This is a genomic window from Pseudomonadota bacterium, assembly GCA_008501635.1.
GTDB lineage: Bacteria > Pseudomonadota > Gammaproteobacteria > QQUJ01 > QQUJ01 > QQUJ01.
Genome location: QQUJ01000028.1, coordinates 1 through 17,622, shown reverse-complemented (window position 1 = coordinate 17,622; position 17,622 = coordinate 1). Strand labels below are relative to the sequence as shown.

At 59.9% G+C, this 17,622-nt stretch carries 19 protein-coding genes; 10 read left to right on the top strand and 9 right to left on the bottom strand.

Annotated elements, in window-relative coordinates; genetic code table 11:
• Window positions 1-158 precede the first annotated feature (158 nt).
• Window positions 159-1,058 (top strand): DMT family transporter, encoded by a 900-nt coding sequence (locus DWQ09_16370; protein KAA3626471.1) that lies wholly within the window; start codon window positions 159-161, stop codon window positions 1,056-1,058.
• Window positions 1,059-1,106: 48 nt separating this feature from the next.
• Window positions 1,107-1,292, top strand: a complete 186-nt coding sequence (locus DWQ09_16365) for a DUF1127 domain-containing protein (GenBank protein KAA3626470.1) — start codon at window positions 1,107-1,109, stop codon at window positions 1,290-1,292.
• Between the two features lie 56 nt (window positions 1,293-1,348).
• Here DWQ09_16365 and DWQ09_16360 read toward each other — a convergent pair whose 3' ends face one another.
• The 6 genes from DWQ09_16360 to DWQ09_16335 form a co-directional block, all read right to left on the bottom strand.
• Window positions 1,349-1,690, bottom strand: coding sequence for a hypothetical protein (locus DWQ09_16360; GenBank protein KAA3626469.1), 342 nt, complete (start codon window positions 1,688-1,690; stop codon window positions 1,349-1,351).
• A gap of 70 nt (window positions 1,691-1,760) precedes the next feature.
• A complete protein-coding gene (locus DWQ09_16355) occupies window positions 1,761-2,636 on the bottom strand; it encodes an ABC transporter ATP-binding protein (protein KAA3626468.1) in 876 nt (291 codons plus the stop codon).
• A 3-nt stretch (window positions 2,637-2,639) separates the two neighbouring features.
• A complete protein-coding gene (locus DWQ09_16350) occupies window positions 2,640-3,323 on the bottom strand; it encodes an ABC transporter ATP-binding protein (protein ID KAA3626490.1) in 684 nt (227 codons plus the stop codon).
• A gap of 56 nt (window positions 3,324-3,379) precedes the next feature.
• Window positions 3,380-4,363 (bottom strand): branched-chain amino acid ABC transporter permease, encoded by a 984-nt coding sequence (locus DWQ09_16345; GenBank protein KAA3626489.1) that lies wholly within the window; start codon window positions 4,361-4,363, stop codon window positions 3,380-3,382.
• 5 nt (window positions 4,364-4,368) lie between these two features.
• On the bottom strand, window positions 4,369-5,268 hold the full coding sequence (locus DWQ09_16340) for a branched-chain amino acid ABC transporter permease (GenBank protein KAA3626467.1): 900 nt from the start codon (window positions 5,266-5,268) through the stop codon (window positions 4,369-4,371).
• Between the two features lie 86 nt (window positions 5,269-5,354).
• Complete coding sequence (locus DWQ09_16335; protein KAA3626466.1) at window positions 5,355-6,587, bottom strand: amino acid ABC transporter substrate-binding protein; 1,233 nt, start codon at window positions 6,585-6,587, stop codon at window positions 5,355-5,357.
• Between the two features lie 631 nt (window positions 6,588-7,218).
• On the opposite strand from DWQ09_16335, the gene DWQ09_16330 reads away from it, so the two are divergent.
• The 4 genes from DWQ09_16330 to DWQ09_16315 all read left to right on the top strand — a co-directional run bounded on the left by DWQ09_16330 (window position 7,219) and on the right by DWQ09_16315 (window position 11,245).
• Entirely contained in the window at window positions 7,219-8,433 is a 1,215-nt protein-coding gene (locus DWQ09_16330; protein ID KAA3626465.1) for an ammonium transporter, read from the top strand.
• Between the two features lie 273 nt (window positions 8,434-8,706).
• Complete coding sequence (locus DWQ09_16325) at window positions 8,707-9,156, top strand: YaiI/YqxD family protein (protein KAA3626464.1); 450 nt, start codon at window positions 8,707-8,709, stop codon at window positions 9,154-9,156.
• A 214-nt stretch (window positions 9,157-9,370) separates the two neighbouring features.
• Window positions 9,371-10,768: an asparagine--tRNA ligase gene (locus DWQ09_16320; GenBank protein ID KAA3626463.1), complete on the top strand. Its 1,398-nt coding sequence runs from the start codon at window positions 9,371-9,373 to the stop codon at window positions 10,766-10,768.
• A gap of 45 nt (window positions 10,769-10,813) precedes the next feature.
• Window positions 10,814-11,245, top strand: a complete 432-nt coding sequence (locus DWQ09_16315; GenBank protein ID KAA3626462.1) for a hypothetical protein — start codon at window positions 10,814-10,816, stop codon at window positions 11,243-11,245.
• 72 nt (window positions 11,246-11,317) lie between these two features.
• Here the strand turns inward: DWQ09_16315 and DWQ09_16310 are convergent, their stop codons facing one another.
• Window positions 11,318-11,782, bottom strand: coding sequence for a hypothetical protein (locus DWQ09_16310; protein ID KAA3626461.1), 465 nt, complete (start codon window positions 11,780-11,782; stop codon window positions 11,318-11,320).
• Window positions 11,783-11,968: 186 nt separating this feature from the next.
• Between DWQ09_16310 and DWQ09_16305 the strand changes: the two genes are divergently transcribed.
• On the top strand, window positions 11,969-13,033 hold the full coding sequence (locus tag DWQ09_16305) for a branched-chain amino acid ABC transporter permease (GenBank protein ID KAA3626460.1): 1,065 nt from the start codon (window positions 11,969-11,971) through the stop codon (window positions 13,031-13,033).
• A 79-nt stretch (window positions 13,034-13,112) separates the two neighbouring features.
• Here the strand turns inward: DWQ09_16305 and DWQ09_16300 are convergent, their stop codons facing one another.
• Together DWQ09_16300 and DWQ09_16295 are read right to left on the bottom strand one after the other, a co-directional pair.
• The gene (locus DWQ09_16300) at window positions 13,113-13,556 is read right to left on the bottom strand and encodes a hypothetical protein (protein KAA3626459.1); all 444 of its coding nucleotides are present in this window, start codon (window positions 13,554-13,556) and stop codon (window positions 13,113-13,115) included.
• Window positions 13,557-13,567: 11 nt separating this feature from the next.
• Window positions 13,568-13,933, bottom strand: coding sequence for a hypothetical protein (locus tag DWQ09_16295; protein ID KAA3626458.1), 366 nt, complete (start codon window positions 13,931-13,933; stop codon window positions 13,568-13,570).
• Between the two features lie 367 nt (window positions 13,934-14,300).
• On the opposite strand from DWQ09_16295, the gene DWQ09_16290 reads away from it, so the two are divergent.
• The 3 genes from DWQ09_16290 to DWQ09_16280 all read left to right on the top strand — a co-directional run bounded on the left by DWQ09_16290 (window position 14,301) and on the right by DWQ09_16280 (window position 17,313).
• The gene (locus DWQ09_16290; protein KAA3626457.1) at window positions 14,301-14,780 is read left to right on the top strand and encodes a hypothetical protein; all 480 of its coding nucleotides are present in this window, start codon (window positions 14,301-14,303) and stop codon (window positions 14,778-14,780) included.
• A 278-nt stretch (window positions 14,781-15,058) separates the two neighbouring features.
• On the top strand, window positions 15,059-16,894 hold the full coding sequence (locus DWQ09_16285; GenBank protein KAA3626456.1) for a peptidase C1: 1,836 nt from the start codon (window positions 15,059-15,061) through the stop codon (window positions 16,892-16,894).
• The gene (locus tag DWQ09_16280) at window positions 16,894-17,313 is read left to right on the top strand and encodes a hypothetical protein (GenBank protein KAA3626455.1); all 420 of its coding nucleotides are present in this window, start codon (window positions 16,894-16,896) and stop codon (window positions 17,311-17,313) included. The genes DWQ09_16285 and DWQ09_16280 overlap by 1 nt, the downstream gene beginning before the upstream one ends.
• Window positions 17,314-17,622 lie beyond the last annotated feature (309 nt).

Genomic DNA, 17,622 nt, shown 5'->3' with positions numbered 1-17,622 from the left:
TGGCTGTCGTGCGCTACGCGGCCATGCTGCGGAGATCAAGAGGACGAGTCAGCGAGTGAATTTGTAGAAACTCCGTCTTGATCAAGGCCGCAGTCTCGCCAGAGCTGCGGCCTTTTTTGTTGTATCACCTGGAAGGAGTGCGGGAAGGGAGATCAAGGATGTCGGTGCCGAGTGCCTATCTGATCGTAGTCGCCATCTGGGCGACCACGCCGTTGGCGGTGAAATGGAGCGGGGAAGGGTTGGGTCCGGTGCCCGCGGCTGCCGCACGCATGTTGATTGCAGCGGTGGTGGGGTTGGTGATGCTGCGCCTGGTGAATATTCGTCTGCCGTGGGATCGCGTCGCGATTACCAGTTACCTGGCGGCCGGCCTGGGGATTTTTGGCGCGATGTCGCTGGTCTATTGGGGGGCGCTCTATGTTCCTTCCGGGTTGATATCGGTGCTGTTTGGACTTTCGCCGATTCTTTCCGGATTACTCTCCCGCTATTGGCTGGTCGAACCCGAGCTTTCCGCAACGCGTTGGTTGGCCTGCCTGATGGCACTGGCGGGACTGATCACGATCTTCCGATACGAACTGCGCATCGAGGGTGATGCATGGATAGGCATCTCTCTTTTGCTGGGTGCGGTGACGCTCTTCAGCGTCAGTACGGTCTGGGTTAAGCGTATTGGCGCGGAGTTGCATCCCTTCGCGCAGACCGTGGGCGGGCTGCTCGTGTGCGTACCTCCCTACGCAATCAGTTGGTGGTTGATCGGAGGAGTCGGTGTCGCTGGTGCTGGCAGCGTGGCGTATGCGGCGGTGCTCTACCTGGCACTGGGCGGCTCGTTGCTCGGGTTTCTCTGCTACTACTACGTCCTGCGTCATCTACCAGCGACAACGGTGGTGCTGATCACGGTGATCACGCCGGTCATGGCGTTGGGCATTGGCGCTGTTCTTAATGATGAGTCGATATCGCTGTCGACGCTTGTCGGTACCGGCATGATCCTCGGTGGATTGGCGCTCTATCATTTGGGCGATCGCCTGATCCTCCGTCTGCGAGGTGCGGTAATCGCCCGTGAATAGGTTCTAATTGTCCTGGCTGAAAGATGATGGAACGATGCCAACCATGGCATACGCTATGAACATTGTGATCAAGCAAAGCACCCTGAGCGCGCCCCATGGTCGTTGGACTATTGCCTGCTATTGGTATGGCGGCAATGTGCGCGGCTGGCGCTCGACGATCATCCGTTGAAGGACATCGGGTTGTCACGCACCGACGCCGCGCGGGAAGGGAACAAGCCTTTTTGGAGATCGTGAAGTCGCGTGAACCGGCAGCGGCGATGATGGCTGTGCCGGTCCCTGCTGCCGGTCAGTCAGGTGACGTGGAGTGCCGCGACCACTGCGGTGCTTTCGCGCTGCAGGCGGTTGAACAGGGCAACCGCTTCGCGCGTTGGCAGCGCATGCAGCGTGATGCCGCGTCTGGCGAGCTCGTAACGCACCCCGGGGGAGAGTGTCATGCGCCCATGGTAACCGGTACCGACGATAAGGATCTCCGGTTTCTCGGGCAGTATGTCGATCAGGTCGTCAGGTGAGAGATTCTCACCGACGATGCGCCACCACCCATCCTTGACATCGCCATTGGCGAGAATGACATCGCTGGTATAGAGGTGGCCATTGATCTGAATACGTCCAAAATCGTACAGACTGATTTCCATCCTTGGATTCCTTCGGGGGTTGGGGGCGCCACACAGGTTGCGCGACTGTCGTTATCGGTTGCCCCTGATTCTAGCCTCCCAGGAACAATCTGCCTACGTCGGGATTTTCCAGCAGCTCCTCACCACGGCCGGCCATGGCCACTTCGCCCGATACCAATACATAACCCGCGTCGGCGAACTCCAGGCCCTTTTTCGCGTTTTGCTCGACCAGGATGATGGTTTTGCCGTCGTTTCGCCGCAGATCGTCCAGAATCTCGAATACCATGTCGATGAAGCGCGGCTCCAATCCGATGGAGGGTTCGTCCACCAGCAACACGTCGGGCTTCATGATCAAGGCGCGCGAGATCTCCAGTAAACGCCGCTCGCCCCCCGAGAGCACACCGGCCCGCTGGCTGCGGCGCTCGCGCAGGCGGGGATACTTCTCGAAAACCTGTTCGGCGGATTCCTGTACGCGCTGGCGGTTGTTCAGCAAGTACCCGCCCATGAACAGATTTTCCTCTACCGTCATGTCCGGAAAAACCGAATTATCCTGCAAAATATAGGCGATTCCCGCACTGCGCAGTTTGTCTTTGGGGCTGAGGTGGGTGACATTGGTGCCACCGACCGTAATGCTCCCGCCCATGATGCGGGTGAAGCCATAAATGGAATGCAGTACGGTGGATTTGCCGGCGCCGTTGGGCCCAATCAGGCAGACGGCCTGGCCTTTGCCGGCGTAGAAATCGATATCGTGGAGTATCTCCATGCGCCCGTAACCGGCGACCAACCCTTCGATGCGCACCAGCGGATCGTTACCCGATAACCCCAGCAGAAATTCGCGGCTCGGGCCCTCGGCGGCGATCTGCTGCGCTTCGCGCGCCACCTGATCCACCGACAGCACGGTATCGACATTACCCTGACCGTAACCGCGCAGCTTGTTTTTGCTTCGATTGTCGTGCTCACCGGCCATGATCTACTGCGCCCCCAGATAGGCGTCGATGACCCGTTGATCGTTCTGTATTTCATCGGGTTTGCCTTCCGCCAGCAACTTCCCGCGCGACAGGCAGTGGATGTACTGCGCCAGATTCATGATGACGCGCATGTTGTGCTCGATGACCAGCAGCGTGATGCCCAACTCGTCGTTGGCGCGGCGCAGTCTATCGATGATGCCGTTGATGAGCGTCGGGTTGATGCCCGCGGTGGGCTCGTCGAGCAGCAGCAGTTTGGGTTCGTTCATCAATGCCATGGCGAATTCCAGCAGTTTCTGCTGTCCGAAGGAGAGATCGCCGGCCAGCAGATGCCGTTTGGAATAGAGGCCGACGAAATCCAGCAGGGATTCCGCCTTCTCGTAGTTTTCCTTTGGAAAGCGCGCCAGCATGTCCATCACCGTCTCATGCTGATGCGGAAGGCTGATCAGCAGGTTGTGCACACAATCCATCTGTCCGTAGATGCGCGTTTGCTGAAAAGTGCGCAACAGGCCGCGGCGCGCGATCTGTGCCACCCGCAGACGGGTGATCTCTTTGCCATCAAACAGGACCGATCCCTGATCCACAGGGTGAAAACCGACGATCGAATTGAACAGGGTTGTCTTGCCCGAACCGTTGGGACCGATTAAACCGATAATCGCGCCCTGTGGCACATTCAGGCTGACATCCATATTGGCCACCACACCACCAAAGGATTTACACACCCCGCGCACCTGCAGTAGCGCGCTCACGAGGCCTGCTCCTCATCGACGCGGGTTTCGATGCGTTGGCCGAATCGATGCGGCCAGCGTTCGCGTACCCAACCCAGTATCCCCTGCGGAAAGAAGACCACGATGAGCACGATCAGCGCGCCGAGTGCGACCCGCTGCCAGCCGAGCAGGTAGCTCCAGAACAGTTCCTGGGTGACGTGGAAGATCGCCGCGCCGAGTACCGGCCCCCAGATCGTGCCCTTGCCGCCGAGGATCGCCATCAGCACCATCCAGACACCGAAGGTGGCGCCTGAGAAAGCGACGTCGCGCGGGTCGATAAAGCCAATCAGGTTGCCCAGTGCGCCGCCGGTGAGGCCGAGGAAGAACGCGGCGACACACCAGGCGACCGTCTTGTACTTGGTGGTGTGCAGGCCCATCGCCTCGGCCTTGTCCTCGTCGTCGCGGATGGCGTTGATGGCGAGTCCGAAACGGCCGGAGTAGAGTCGGCGCAGGGTGAAGAAAGTAGCGGCAGCGGTGGCGAAGAACAGGTAGTAGAAGAACAGGTTGCGCTCACCCACCTCGCCCGGGTGGACCGGTGTGACCATGCCCGAGCCGGCGCCGATGTAATCCCAGCCACTGGCGATCTCGCCGGCGGCGACGCCGAGGCCAAGAGTGCAGATGGCGAAGTAGTGACCGCGCATGCCGAGTACGCCGGTACCGAACAGGGCAGCGAAAGCCGTGGCGATGAGTGCGCCGACGAGCATGCCGACCAACAGGGCGCTGTGGTAGTCCAGGCCGCTGTCGCGTTGGATCACGGCGCAGGCGTACATGCCTATGCCGAGGAACACGACGTTACCGAAGGAGTTGTAGCCCATCTGACCGCCGAGCAGGTCCCAGGTCAGGGCGAAGATCACCATGACCCAGAGCATCGCCAACTGGGCCGTGTAGGCCGGCACCAGTAGCGGGGCCACCAGTCCGAGCAGTGCGATGACGATCAGCAGGGTGCGGTCTGGCTGTTTCATCAGGTTCACTTGAGGTAGCGGCGCTTGCGCGCGAGAAGGCGACTGCGCAGCACCAGGATCACCACCAGCAGGCTGAAGGTGAACGCGGCCTGGAACTCGGCTCCGAAGAGGAACGCGGCGAAGCTCTCGGCGGCGCCCAGACCGAGTCCCGAGACGACCACACCGAGCAGGTTGCCGAGCCCGGCGATGATGACGATGACGAACGAGCGCAGCGTGAACGCCAGCCCGAGGTAGGGATGGACGATCCAGATCATCGCCACCAGCGCACCGGCGGCGCCGCAGATGGCTGCGTTGAGCCCGTAGGTGGCGGCGTAGACGTGGTCGGTGTCGATGCCGAGGATGCGCGCGGCGCGCGCGTTCTGCGCGGTCGCACGGATTGCCTGACCAAGCCGCGAGTGCTTCAGGAACAGCCACAGTGCGACGCCGGTCAGCAGCGCGACGCCGCACGCCAGCACCTTGATCCAACCCACGGTCACCATGCCGTCGAACAGGAACAGCGTGCCCAAGCCACCTTCGGCGCTGCGTACGTCGGCGCCGAACACCTGGTTGGCAAGCTGTTGCAGCAGGATGCTGATGCCGAAGGTGGCGAGGATCGAGATGAACAGGTCGCGGTCGACCACGCGGAAGATGATGGCGCGGTAGAGGCCCCAACCGACTGCGTAGAGCACCACGGCGGCCAGCGGGACACCGAACAGCGGGTGGATGCCGGCGTCGGCCAGCAGCACCGCGACGAAGCCGCCGAGCATCACGTACTCACCCTGGGCGATGTTGATGATGTTCATCACGCCCCAGACCAGCGCCATGCCGTAAGCCGCCAGCGCGAAGATGGCGCCGATCAGCAGCCCGTCCACGAGCAGCTGGACGTTGAGGATCGGAGCATCGAACAGGATCTGCAGGCTATCCACGCCAGACCTTTCTCGCGGGGGTGCCGCGTGAGTTTGCGATGACCGCCGGCGCCGCCACGGAGGCGGCGCCGGCAGGTGCGGTCAACTCAGCGCTGTGACCAGGGCGGTGTCGGGTGGCGCAGCTTGGACGTGGCCCACCTGGTCGGCGCGACCACCTTGAACTCGCCGTCCTGCACCTGGTAGAGCACCATGGGCTTGGCAATGTTCTTGCCGGTCGCGTCGAACTTGATGTTGCCGTAGAAGGTCTGCATGTCGGTCGCGGCCAGGGCGTCGCGGACCTTGGCCTGATCGAGTGTGCCGGCGCGCTGGAAGGCGTCGACGAAGGTCAGCACTGAGGCCGTGGATTCGGCGGCCTGGTAGGGCGGAGCATAGTTGAACTCCTTCTCGAACAGCACCGCGTACTCCTCGGCGGTGCCGAACCAGTCATCGCGGTAGTTCAGCGCGCGGTCCCACTGCGTTGCGCACAACGCGTATTCGGCCGCCTTGCCGTATTTCTCGATAATCTTCGCCGAGTCGCAGTGGGTCATTGCCAGCATCGGCACGTCGACTTTCATCTCCGAGACCTGGTTGATCGCCAGTGCCGCGCCCTTGGCGTGGCCGGAGACGATCAGGATATCGGGTTTCAGTGCACGCGCCTTGGTCAGCGACGGGGACATGTCGTTGATCTCGGGCGGCAGTTTGTCGTCGATCACCACTTTCATGCCGTGCTTGCTGGCATCATCGATCACACCGGCACGGACGTCCTGGGAGAAGGGATCGTTCTCGAACACGCCGGCCAGCTTCAGCTCCTGAGGCTTCTTGCCGGCCTTCACCGCCTGCTCGGCTGCCAGCTCGACCGCCGAGGCGAGGTACTGCTCGGAGGTCGAGAGCACTGCGAACAGGTACTTGTAGCCCTGCGCGAAGAGTGCGCGCGAGGCGCCGTTGCCCTCGACCATCGGCACGCCGTACTTCTCGGTGACCGGGGCGATCGCCTTGGTCAGGCCGGAGCTGTAGGGTCCGAGCAGAAACTTGACCTTGTCCTGTTCGATCAGCCGTTCGGCCAGTTGCGCACCGCGCGCCGGCGTCGACTCGTCGTCGTAGTAGATGATCCTGAGCTGGTAGCTCTTGTCGCCGACCTTGACGCCACCCATCTCGTTGACGCGCTTGACCGCCAGGTCGTAGCCGTCCTTGGTGTTCTGACCATTGGTCGAGTATTTGCCGGTGATCGACACGGCCGCGCCGAGGACGATCTCGTCGGCCTGGGCGCTGATAACCGTACCGGCACTCATAAGCGCTGCTGCCGCGGTTACACCCAGGCGTAATTTATGAAGCCTCTTCATGGTGTGTACTCCTCCTCAGTGAATGGAACTGCTTGTTGTTATGTCTCGGCCTGCCTGCATCGGGGCTGGTCGAGTAGATATCCATCCAAGCCTAGAACACGCCTGTCCGAAAGCAAGACGGTACATTTTTTCCGGTTGACCGGGAAGGGGCGAGACGCCTGGAAACTTCCGGCGCCACCCCATCCGCACGGTGTGCGATCAGGCTGCCGATCGGTGTTACCCGGCCGACGCTGCGCCCAGTGCGCGGGAATGCGGCATCCCGCAACCCGGGGGGCGGATGATAGCGAAAACGCCCCGCGAGTCCCGATTCGGCGTGTCGGGGTTGCGCCATCAACGCCGAGGAGTGAGCGGGGCAGGCCCGCAGCGCGAAACGTCTTGCCGATGACGGTCGCAGGGGTGTGCTGGAGATGGCGCAATGGCCGCCGACGAACGCCAGGGCGGCGATAAAGCGCTCCGGATTCGTGCCTCGATGTGGTGCGTCAACAAGCCCGTCGCACCAGGATGGAGCGCTCAGCGCTGCCTTCCCCACCACACCGGCCTGTAACCGCTTGACCCGCAACGAATCCTTTCGATGGGCACATTTCGTGCAGTCCAGAACAAATTCGACTGCATCTGAAACCGAGGGTGAATCATGGAACCACTTCAATCGGGCAGCAACGTACTCTTTATCCTGCTGGGCGGCATCATGGTGCTCGCCATGCACGCGGGCTTCGCCTTTCTCGAGGTGGGTACGGTGCGGGCAAAGAATCAGGTTAATGCGCTGGTCAAGATCATCGCCGACTTCGCGACGTCGACCATCGCCTATTTCTTTATCGGCTACAGCATCGCCTACGGACTGGGTTTTCTCGATGCCGCACCAGCGCTGACCGAGAAGAACGGTTATGAGTTGGTGAAATTCTTCTTCTTGCTCACCTTCGCCGCTGCAATTCCGGCCATCGTCTCGGGCGGTATTGCCGAGCGGGCGCGTTTTTATCCGCAGTTGGTGGCGACCGCTCTGCTGGTGGCGTTTATCTACCCCTTCTTCGAGGGTATTACCTGGAACGGTAATTACGGGGTTCAGACCTGGATCGAGGCCACCTTTGGTGCTCAGTTCCATGATTTCGCCGGCTCGGTGGTGGTACATGCCATGGGCGGCTGGGTCGCACTCGGCGCCGTTCTGTTGCTCGGTGCCCGCTATGGGCGCTACCGCAAGGACGGTGGTGTCTCCGCCCATCCGCCATCGAGCATTCCGTTTCTGGCACTCGGCGCCTGGATACTGAGCGTCGGCTGGTTCGGCTTCAATGTCATGTCGGCGCAGACCATCGATGCCATCTCCGGACTGGTGGCGGTCAACTCGCTGATGGCCATGGTCGGCGGCATCCTGGCAGCGCTCTTTGTCGGACGCAACGATCCGGGTTTCGTGCACAACGGTCCCTTGGCGGGGCTGGTGGCGGTATGTGCCGGCTCCGATGTCATGCATCCGCTGGGCGCTCTGGTGACCGGTGTGGTGGCTGGGGGACTCTTCGTCTGGACCTTCACCCTGGCGCAGAACAAATGGAAGATCGACGATGTCCTTGGTGTCTGGCCGCTGCACGGGCTATGCGGTGCCTGGGGTGGTATTGCCTGTGGGATTTTTGGTTTGGAGGCCCTGGGCGGCATGGGCGGAGTCGCCTTCGGTGCCCAGGTGACGGGGACGCTCCTCGGCGTGAGCGTTGCCCTGGTGGGTGGTTTCTTGACCTACGGTGTCCTCAAGGCGATGGTGGGTATCCGCCTCAATCGGGAACAGGAGTTCAAGGGGGCAGATCTCAGCATCCATCGCATCGGTTCCCAGCCGGAGTACGATTCCTCGGCGCACTCGACCTTCTGACCTGCACGCACGGTGTACAATCAGACGGCGGTACTTCGGTGCCGCCGTTTTTGTATTGGGTCGGAAAAACCCTTTCGACCACAAAGTACACGAAGTACACAAAGTGAGAACGACTGAAAGGATGCGGTTTTGTTGAATCTGCAGGTGGCCCGTGAGTACGCATCGGTGATGCGCATTCTCCCCCTGGTTTTCAGACTTCGTGATCTTCGTGTACTTTGTGGTCAAAGATTTTTTAAGCCGCCACTACGTGGTTGAACCCTTCCGGAGCCCCAAATGCAGATATGGGTCGATGCCGACGCCTGTCCGAAACCGATCAAGGAGATTCTGTATCGCGTAGCTGACCGTTTAGAGCTCCAGGTCACGCTGGTGGCCAATCATGCGCTGCGCACGCCGCCGTCGCGGTTCATTACATCGGTGCAGGTGCCCGGCGGGTTCGATGTTGCCGACAATCACATCGCACATCATTTGGAAGCGGGCGATCTGGTCGTTACCGCCGATATCCCGCTGGCCGCCGAGGTCATCGACAAACACGGCCATGCTCTCAATCCGCGCGGTGAGTTTTACACCAAGGAGAACATCGGCGAGCGGCTCAATATGCGCGATTTCATGGCGCAGCTGCGCGACAGTGGGGTGGAGACCGGTGGACCGGCATCTTTGAACCAGGCTGATCGGCAGGCGTTCGCCAATCAGCTTGACCGTTTTCTGCAGCGCCACGTCGAGTAGAATCGCAAGGTGTTTGAGAAATATTGAACCACGAAGTACACAAAGTACACAAAGTTAAAAAAACGAAAAGTACCGATCAAACTTCGGAACAGGTCCAGCGTATTTGCTCCGCGCTTACGCACAAATTTCTTTGGAATTGGTTTTGCTTTGTGTACTTCGTGTACTTTGTGGTTATCAACTTCCCAGATCAGAATTGTCTACGGAGCATGCATCGATGAAAGCGCTCGGTATTGCCGATGCCCTGAAGGGCCGAATCCCTGCCGGAACCGCGATCCAGGTCAAAGGTTGGGTGCGTACGCGGCGTGATTCGAAGCAGGGCATTTCGTTCATCAATCTGCACGATGGCTCGAGTTTCGACCCGATCCAGATCGTCGTACCATCCGGACTGCCCAACTACCAGGATGAAGTGCTGCGCCTGACGGCCGGCTGTGCCATTGTCGCGTCCGGCCGACTGGTGGAGTCGCAGGGCAGCGGGCAAGCGTATGAGGTTCAGGCCGACGCCATCGAGGTGATCGGTTGGGTCGAGGATCCCGACACCTACCCCATGGCCGCCAAGCGCCACACGCTGGAGCATCTGCGCGAGCATGCACATCTGCGTCCACGTACCAACATCATCGGCGCAGTAACGCGGGTGCGCCACGCGGTGGCGCAGGCCATTCACCGTTACTTTCATGACAACGGTTTCTACTGGATCAATACGCCGATCATCACGCGCAGCGATTGTGAGGGCGCTGGCGAACTGTTCCGGGTCAGCACACTCGATCTCGCCAATCCGCCACGCAACGCAGCGGGCGCCATCGATTACAGCCATGACTTTTTCGGCGGCGAGACCTTTCTTACCGTCTCCGGGCAACTCAATGTGGAGAGCTACTGTCTCGCCATGTCCAAGGTCTATACCTTCGGCCCGACCTTTCGTGCCGAGAACTCAAACACCAGCCGTCATCTCGCCGAGTTCTGGATGGTGGAGCCGGAGATCGCATTTGCCGACCTGGACGACAACGCCGATCTCGCCGAGGCGCTGCTGAAGTATGTGGTCAGCGCGGTTCTCGACGAGTGCGAGGACGATATCGCCTTCTTCAATCAGCGCGTCGACGATACGGTGCTGCAGCGCCTGCAGGCGCTTGCGCAATCCGAGTTTCAGCGCCTGAATTACACTGAGGCGGTCGCTATCCTCACGCAAGCGAGGAAGACCTTCGAGTATCCGGTGGAGTGGGGGCTGGATCTGCAGTCCGAGCACGAGCGCTACCTTACCGAGGAGCATTTCGGCCTACCGGTCGTGGTGATGAACTACCCCAAGGAGATCAAAGCGTTCTACATGCGGTTGAACGATGACGATAAAACCGTGGCGGCCATGGATGTGCTCGCGCCCGGCATCGGTGAGATCATCGGCGGCAGTCAGCGCGAGGAGCGTCTCGACGTGCTCGATCGGCGTATGGCGGCAATGGAAGGCGTTGATCACCTCTGGTGGTACCGTGATCTGCGCCGCTACGGCACCGTGCCTCACGCGGGTTTCGGTCTGGGGTTCGAGCGACTGGTTTCCTATCTGACCGGTATGGCCAATGTTCGCGATGTGATTCCGTTTCCCCGTACGCCCAAGAGCGCAACGTTCTAGGCGACAAGCCCGGTGCGCATGAAAACGTTCTGTCTGTTGCATGTAATGGCACTGTCGATCTCGATGGCGGGTGCGTTGGCGGCTGAGGAGGGAAAGGGTTTACGCGGCAGTTACGAGTCGGCCGACCAATGTTTTCGTATTGTTGCCTATGAACATCGAGGCGCTGTCGCGCTGGTTTTCTATGGTTGCGTCGCCGTCGATACCACGGTCTACCACTATGTGGCGCAGGCACGAAAAATAGATGATGAGGGAGGAGTTCTCCATTTTGAGCTGCCTCCGCGCCAACTGTCGCGGATCAGAGAACCGCAGGCGGGGATAGCGGGGCATCAGAGCGAGTTGCCACCGCTGCGCGCAAAGGAGGCATCCAGCGTGTGGCGTTTGGAAATCACGCCGACGTCGCTCGTTCTCGACTGCGCGATGGATGATCGTTCCCGTTGTGGTATCACCGGTTCGGTGGCGCTGCTGCCGTCGCGCTGAAGAGCTGTATGTTTCATGTTGGCCGTGAGCGGCGCTGCGCCGCGCGGTGCCCGGTCAGCGGGAAACCCGCGGTCAGTGGGTTGTGGACGGTTTGTGGTAACCCGGCCCGACGGCCAGCGGTGCCTTGGGCATCAATTCCTGATCGACATTGGACCGGTAGGTTCTGGTATAGGTGGCCAGTATCTGATTGGTTTTTAAGTCGATTACCCGCAATACGGCCTGGTAGTCCCGATTCGCTTTTACCCCCTGGACGGGGGGAGTCCGAAACACGTACTGAATGCGGCCTTTTACCGCGGGCGTTGCAATGACGATGGGTTTGTTCTCCGCAGGATTTTCGAAGGTGGCTTCCAGAATCGTTCCTGGCTCGAGTTTGCGTTTGACGAGTACCACGAACCCATAATCGACGACGGCAGTACGGTAGTTGAATACGAATCCACCGCCCGCGAATTCCACATAGGGGCGATCTTCAGAACCGTCGTTGGAGCAGGCGGCTATCGCCACTACCAGTGCGGTTGATAGCCACGTCCACGTACGCAATGGTGTCTCCCGTGTAAGTGGGTCTTTCCGCAACTCCCCAAACGGCATGCCAGTAGAGAACGCAGCTAGTGCGGTGTGGTTGTCTCGGAAAGGGTTTTCTCGTCCAGCCTAGGATTTACCGGCTACCGCGCATACCCGAGTATAGTTCCAGCACAATCACAGGTTGGATTGACGCGACACGGTTTGATGACCAGGAAAGCACAGAGTTGGTTGTCGGTGGTGCTGGTGGTGGCTGGCCAGGCGTATGCCGCGGAGGTTTCCGCCGACGAGGTCGGGATACAGCGAATCTCGAGCATTCCACAGGATGCGGGTGAGCATCTGCTTTTTCTGTTGCAACAGATCGTGAACGCAGCAACCGTCAGCGCGGTGTACGGCCTCATCGCGCTGGGGTATACGCTGGTGTTTCGCATCATTGGGCGAATCAATCTGGCATTTGGTGATTTTGCGATGGTTGGCGGGGTTTTCACCTTTGTCACCCTTGCGGTGCTCGCGAGTCTAGGGGAGTTTTTGACGCCACTCGCGCTGGCCGTGACACTGCTGCTCGTCGCTGCGACAGGTGCGGTCTATGGTGCGGTCTCGTTCCGGTTGGTCTTCAATCCGCTACGCCGCGCTGCAACCTACGCCCCGATCGTGGCCACGCTGGGATTGGGTATTGCGCTGCGGGAACTGGTCCGCCTGACGCAAGGGGCGCAGACCCGCTGGTTGCCGCCGGTATACAGTGACACGCTGGTATTGTGGCATAGCGCCGGCTACTCGTTGACCATCGTGCCGGGCCAACTCCTGGTGATCGGTTTGGTGTTGATGGTCTACGGTGGGATCTGGTGGTTGCTGTGCCGAACGCGCTTCGGCTATCGGTTTCGAGCCAGTTCGGAAGATCCTGGTATGGCTGCGCTTTGCGGTGTGGCGGTGGAGCGTGTGGTGGCTCAAACCGTTGCGCTGAGCACCGCTTTGGCCATGCTCTCGGGCTACATCCTGATGATTCACTATGGTGGCGTGGATACCGCCAGCGGTTTCTTCATCGGGTTCAAGGCCCTGGTAGCGGCGGTGGTCGGCGGTATCGGCTCGGTGCCGGGCGCGATGCTGGGTGGCTTGCTGATCGGGTTGCTGGAAACCTTCTGGGCGGCCTATTTCAGCTTTGAGTACCGCGATATTGCCGTGTTTGCGGTGCTGACGCTGGTGCTGATATTTCGCCCCACAGGCATCATGGCGGATGCATTACACCGCGAAGATGGGCGGTGCAGCAGCCGCTGACCGCGACACAGATCAACCTGCCATTGCACGACATCAACTCGGCGTAGCGCCGTGGTCGATTGAGGGCCTATGGAGGGCGTCAAAAATTATCGTGAACCTTGGTAACGTGCCGATCCAGCACATGACCGGTCGCCCTTTCGTAGACCTCTTTCATATTCCCGGAACTCGCGGCGTAGGCTGCCCCCGTCGTAGCGCGCCCGGAGGCGCGCATGGAACAAAGGTAGGATTGTGCTGATGCCGCGGGATTGATGCCGGTGGCGTTGACGACAACGCGAACTGTGCCGTTGTACCGCCCGCCGACCGGGTGTACGACGGTGGATCCACGGCCGACCACATTGGTGCCACCGAAGGGGTAGGGTTCACCGACACGCAGGCGCGAAACCGCACACTCGATTGCCACGGACACTACGCTGGGCACGTTCTCGATGCGCAGCGGAATGTTGAAGGTAAAATCCGCTGCGCCTGCCGCACACGATGCTCCCAACAGCAGCGAAAAGAGAACAGCTTTACGTAGTGGTCGCATGGGATTGTTCCTTATTGTGCGGGTTGGCCGATCATCTCCAGAGGATCGGTTGCCACGGTTACGGGTGTAAACGTTTCACTGACGGCCGGTGCCGGGTTGGGGCTGCCCAGCATTTCCAGACCGGCGGTGGTGACAGCGATGGGTTTGAACGCCTCCGGCGGTTCCGGGAGTTTGGGGTTGCCGATCATCTCAAGCGGACGCGTGGTGATGGTATGCGGAATAGCGAGTGGTGGTGGCGCGGGTCGCGCTGTCGATCTGGGGATAGGGATATGCTTGGAGACAGGCGGTCGCTGCAAGGAGGGCATCGATTTCTTCGGCAGCATGGGGCGCGGGGTTTCCGCCAGCGCGGCAACCGTGGCCAGCAGCGCCATGCTCATAGCGGTACCCGATAGTAGCCGCGACATCGCTCTGTTCATTATGCCTGCGTGTTGTCGATCGAATGCGATCCAAGGCTCAATGCTGAAAAGCATAGCAGTTGCCGATGGATTGTCAGCACACTTCGCTTGCGATCCTTAGTCTTCCCGTGCGCGGGGTGCGATAGCTGCGTCATTGCATCGCGGTCAAAGCGCGCCATACTGAAACAGGGTGCTGAGTTGCGCGGCGAACAGGCGTATGTCCATGGACGTTCGGTCACAGGAGAAGGAGATATCCCTGGACAGGATTTACCAGGAGTACGTTCGCGTCAGCGGCATCTGCAACGACTAGATCAACAGCGCACTGACCGATATCCGCCTGTTCGGGTCGGTGGGCGCGTTACTTACCTGGGACCCGTTCGCACGGCTTCTGGAACTCGATGTGAAACTGCAACAGCCGGTTACGCCCGTAGGATTTCTGGTGTTGCTGCTGGTGATCGTCATGGTGATGTTCTACGACCTGCTCAAGCAGTCGATCTTCTTCTTTCACCTGGACCGTATGCGTGAACTGGAAAACGTACTCAATGGCGCGGTCGCCGGCCGGCGCGAACTCTTTCATATTGCAGGGGGATGGCCGCATTGGTTCAGGCGCACCCATGCGCTGGTCGCCCATGGGTTTTTCACCGTTTTCTACCTGATCATCGTCGGGTTCCCCTGCGCGATACTCTATCTGCAAGGTTATACCGGTTGGCTGTTTGTCTACCTGGGGGCCGCGGCGATATTGCTGGGAGCGCATGCCAAGTGTGCCATGTGCGTGCGGAAGTCGCTCGAGGAGAGGGAGCATCTGGATGATCTGGAAGCGTCCGAGTAGTACCCAAATACCCGGCGAGCATTCGCATAGATTTGAACTATAGTTGGAAGCAGTTTTTGTTCGTTTGGGTAAGGAGACCCCCATGAACGACAGTCAGTATTCGTTCCCGGCGAGCAGGCATCTACGAGCTTGCGCCACGCTTACCTCCCAGGTTCCGATTGCGACGACACCCGCGAGTGTTTGCGCGGAATCCGCGTACGCAGTGATTCGTCCCTCAAGCCGCACACCCTGCAGTGATCCAATCCGCCATCCCTCTTGAACCGATATAGGAGCAGCTTATGGCCAGTAAAAAAACACAGAATCTGGAAGGCTACCAATTGACCGCCACGGCGGATCTTCCCGACAACCGCGACTGGGAGTACAAAGCACCCCCGAGTCCGCTCAAGACCGCCATGGCGAAACCGCGCTCGCTGCAGATTCTCGATCAGAAAAGCGAAGGTGCATGCACCGGTTTCGGTATTGCGGCGGTGATCAACCTGCTTAATCAGAACCGTGGCAGCAAGGTGCGTGTCAGTCCGCGCATGCTCTACGAGATGGCGCGCAAGCACGATGAGTGGCCCGGCGAGTCCTATGCCGGGTCTTCATGTCGTGGGGCGATCAAGGGATTCGCCAACATGGGCGTCTGTCGTGACAACTACTGGCCTTATGTCGATGGCAAACCGGGTAATCTCACTGTCAAAGCGGCCAAGGACGCACACGCTAACACCATCGGGGCCTATTACCGGCTCAGCCATCGTATCAGCGATTTTCACGCCGCACTCAATGAGGCGGGTGCGATCTACTGCTCGGCCGACGTGCACGGCGGCTGGAGTTCAAGCGCGATCAAGAACGGTGCGATTCCCTTTCGCGACAAAAACAGCGGCGGGCATGCCTTCGCCCTGATCGGTTACAACAGAAAAGGGTTCTGGGTGCAGAATTCGTGGGGCAAGAGCTGGGGACAGAGTGGTACCGCGCTCTGGAGCTACGAAGACTGGTACGAGAACATCGTCGACGCCTGGGTGCTCAGTCTGGCGCTGCCCACGCCCAAGATCTGGCATATGGGAACTGCCGAAGCGGGGCTGGTGCGCGGAGACGCGGCGGGTGCGGGCAGTGCGCCGCCGCGTGGCAAGATCGCCGGGCATTTTGTTCACATTGACGACGGGGGGTTTCATGATGCGGGCAGTTATTGGAGCAATCTCGAGGACATCAAAACGACCGCTGCCAATCTCGCCGCCAGCAACAACTACGATCACCTGATGATCTATGCCCATGGTGGGCTGAACAGCCCCAAGGCCTCGGCGATGCGCATTGCAGCCATGCGCGACGTGTTCAAGGATAACCGCATCTATCCGTTTCACGTGATGTACGACACGGGAGTTCTCGAGGAGCTGAAGGATGTGATCGTGTCGCGCGGCGAGCGCGCCGGTGCGCGGGCCGGTGGTTTGAGCGACTGGTGGGATCAATTGATCGAACGCATGGCGCGGCGTCCTGGACGTGCATTGTGGCGGGAAATGAAATTCGGCGCGCGCGCCGGTTTCCAACACAACAATGCGGGTGTACAGACGCTGCAAACCTTCGCCGGTGCGTTGAGTAAAGGCGCCGGCTTCAAATACAAAGTGCATCTTGTGGGCCACAGCACCGGCGCCATCCTTCTTGCCCATCTGTTGGAGGCGTTGAAAGGAGTAGCCCCCAAGCTGCGTGTCAACTCCTGCGCGCTGTTGGCCCCGGCGGCGACCATGGATCTTTACAAGAGCCACTATCATCCAATGCTGGCCAATGGCGCCGGCGCTTTCGGTATCGATCAGATGACGGTCTACAATCTCAATGAAAAGCTGGAACTGGACGATACGGTCGGGCCGTACCGAAAATCGCTGCTCCATTTTGTATCACGCTCGTTCGAGGAGAATACTCCGGCTCCTATCCTGGGGATGCAGATGCACGGCAAGTCATTGGATAACACGCTGCCGCGTCTGGAGATGATCTACAGCCACGGCGACGCCACCAAGGAGGCGCGCACGCTGAGCACCGTTCATGGTGGCTTCGATAACGATCCAGCGACATTGAATGACGTATTGAAGCGGATGCTGGGCAAGAAGCCCAAGCGGGAATTCACCAAAGCGGATCTCGAATACTGATGGCCGACCATGCAACGGCACTGGCGCTGTTGCTCAAGCACGGGGGTGGTTATGTCAACGATCCTGTCGATCGCGGCGGGAAAAGGTATCGCAGTGCGGCGCGGCGCTTTCATGCCGATTGGGCGGGTTGGAAGCGCATCGATAGCCTGCGCGGAAAACCCGGTTTCCCTGGATTCGGACAACACCTTGCAGAAGCCGATGGCGGAGTTCCATCGCAAGAATTGTCGGGCACCGGTGCGAGGGGAGAAACTGAGCGACGATGCGCTGGCTCAGGAGCCGCTCGATACGGCGGTCAACATGGGTGTGCGTCGTGCGGTACGTTTTTCAGGAGGCACCGAATCTGCTCAACCGCAACCAGACGAACCATGACGATCTGGTGGCGGACGGTTGGCTGGGTGCGAAGAGCCTCACCGCCCTGAAGGCTCTGCGGGTGGCCGATAACACGCACGCTATCCGATAGAGCTGATGAATACCCGGTAGGCGGCATGCCACGTCGAAATCATGCGCAACGATCCGACCCAGGAGCGACCGGCACAGCTCGCGGGGGATTTTAATGGAATGGTCGCCCCTTCCTTACCCGGCATCTGAGTGCCACAGTGGAAGCGTGAAGCAAACCACTTAACAGAAAGGGGCGACCGAGATGAAGATTACGACAGTAGGGATTGATGTGGCAAAGACGTTGTTGCAGGTTCATGGTGTGGATGAGCGAGGTCGGGCGGTTATTCGAA

Bases quoted from the DNA above. Each gene is read 5' to 3' on its own strand.
- DWQ09_16370 (KAA3626471.1), top strand. From the start codon at position 159: ATGTCGGTGCCGAGTGCCTATCTGATCGTAGTCGCCATCTGGGCGACC.
- DWQ09_16360 (KAA3626469.1), bottom strand. From the start codon at position 1,690: ATGGAAATCAGTCTGTACGATTTTGGACGTATTCAGATCAATGGCCAC.
- DWQ09_16355 (KAA3626468.1), bottom strand. From the start codon at position 2,636: ATGGCCGGTGAGCACGACAATCGAAGCAAAAACAAGCTGCGCGGTTAC.
- DWQ09_16350 (KAA3626490.1), bottom strand. From the start codon at position 3,323: ATGGATGTCAGCCTGAATGTGCCACAGGGCGCGATTATCGGTTTAATC.
- DWQ09_16345 (KAA3626489.1), bottom strand. From the start codon at position 4,363: ATGAAACAGCCAGACCGCACCCTGCTGATCGTCATCGCACTGCTCGGA.
- DWQ09_16335 (KAA3626466.1), bottom strand. From the start codon at position 6,587: ATGAAGAGGCTTCATAAATTACGCCTGGGTGTAACCGCGGCAGCAGCG.
- DWQ09_16330 (KAA3626465.1), top strand. From the start codon at position 7,219: ATGGAACCACTTCAATCGGGCAGCAACGTACTCTTTATCCTGCTGGGC.
- DWQ09_16325 (KAA3626464.1), top strand. From the start codon at position 8,707: ATGCAGATATGGGTCGATGCCGACGCCTGTCCGAAACCGATCAAGGAG.
- DWQ09_16320 (KAA3626463.1), top strand. From the start codon at position 9,371: ATGAAAGCGCTCGGTATTGCCGATGCCCTGAAGGGCCGAATCCCTGCC.
- DWQ09_16315 (KAA3626462.1), top strand. From the start codon at position 10,814: ATGGCACTGTCGATCTCGATGGCGGGTGCGTTGGCGGCTGAGGAGGGA.
- DWQ09_16305 (KAA3626460.1), top strand. From the start codon at position 11,969: ATGACCAGGAAAGCACAGAGTTGGTTGTCGGTGGTGCTGGTGGTGGCT.
- DWQ09_16300 (KAA3626459.1), bottom strand. From the start codon at position 13,556: ATGCGACCACTACGTAAAGCTGTTCTCTTTTCGCTGCTGTTGGGAGCA.
- DWQ09_16295 (KAA3626458.1), bottom strand. From the start codon at position 13,933: ATGAGCATGGCGCTGCTGGCCACGGTTGCCGCGCTGGCGGAAACCCCG.
- DWQ09_16285 (KAA3626456.1), top strand. From the start codon at position 15,059: ATGGCCAGTAAAAAAACACAGAATCTGGAAGGCTACCAATTGACCGCC.
- DWQ09_16280 (KAA3626455.1), top strand. From the start codon at position 16,894: ATGGCCGACCATGCAACGGCACTGGCGCTGTTGCTCAAGCACGGGGGT.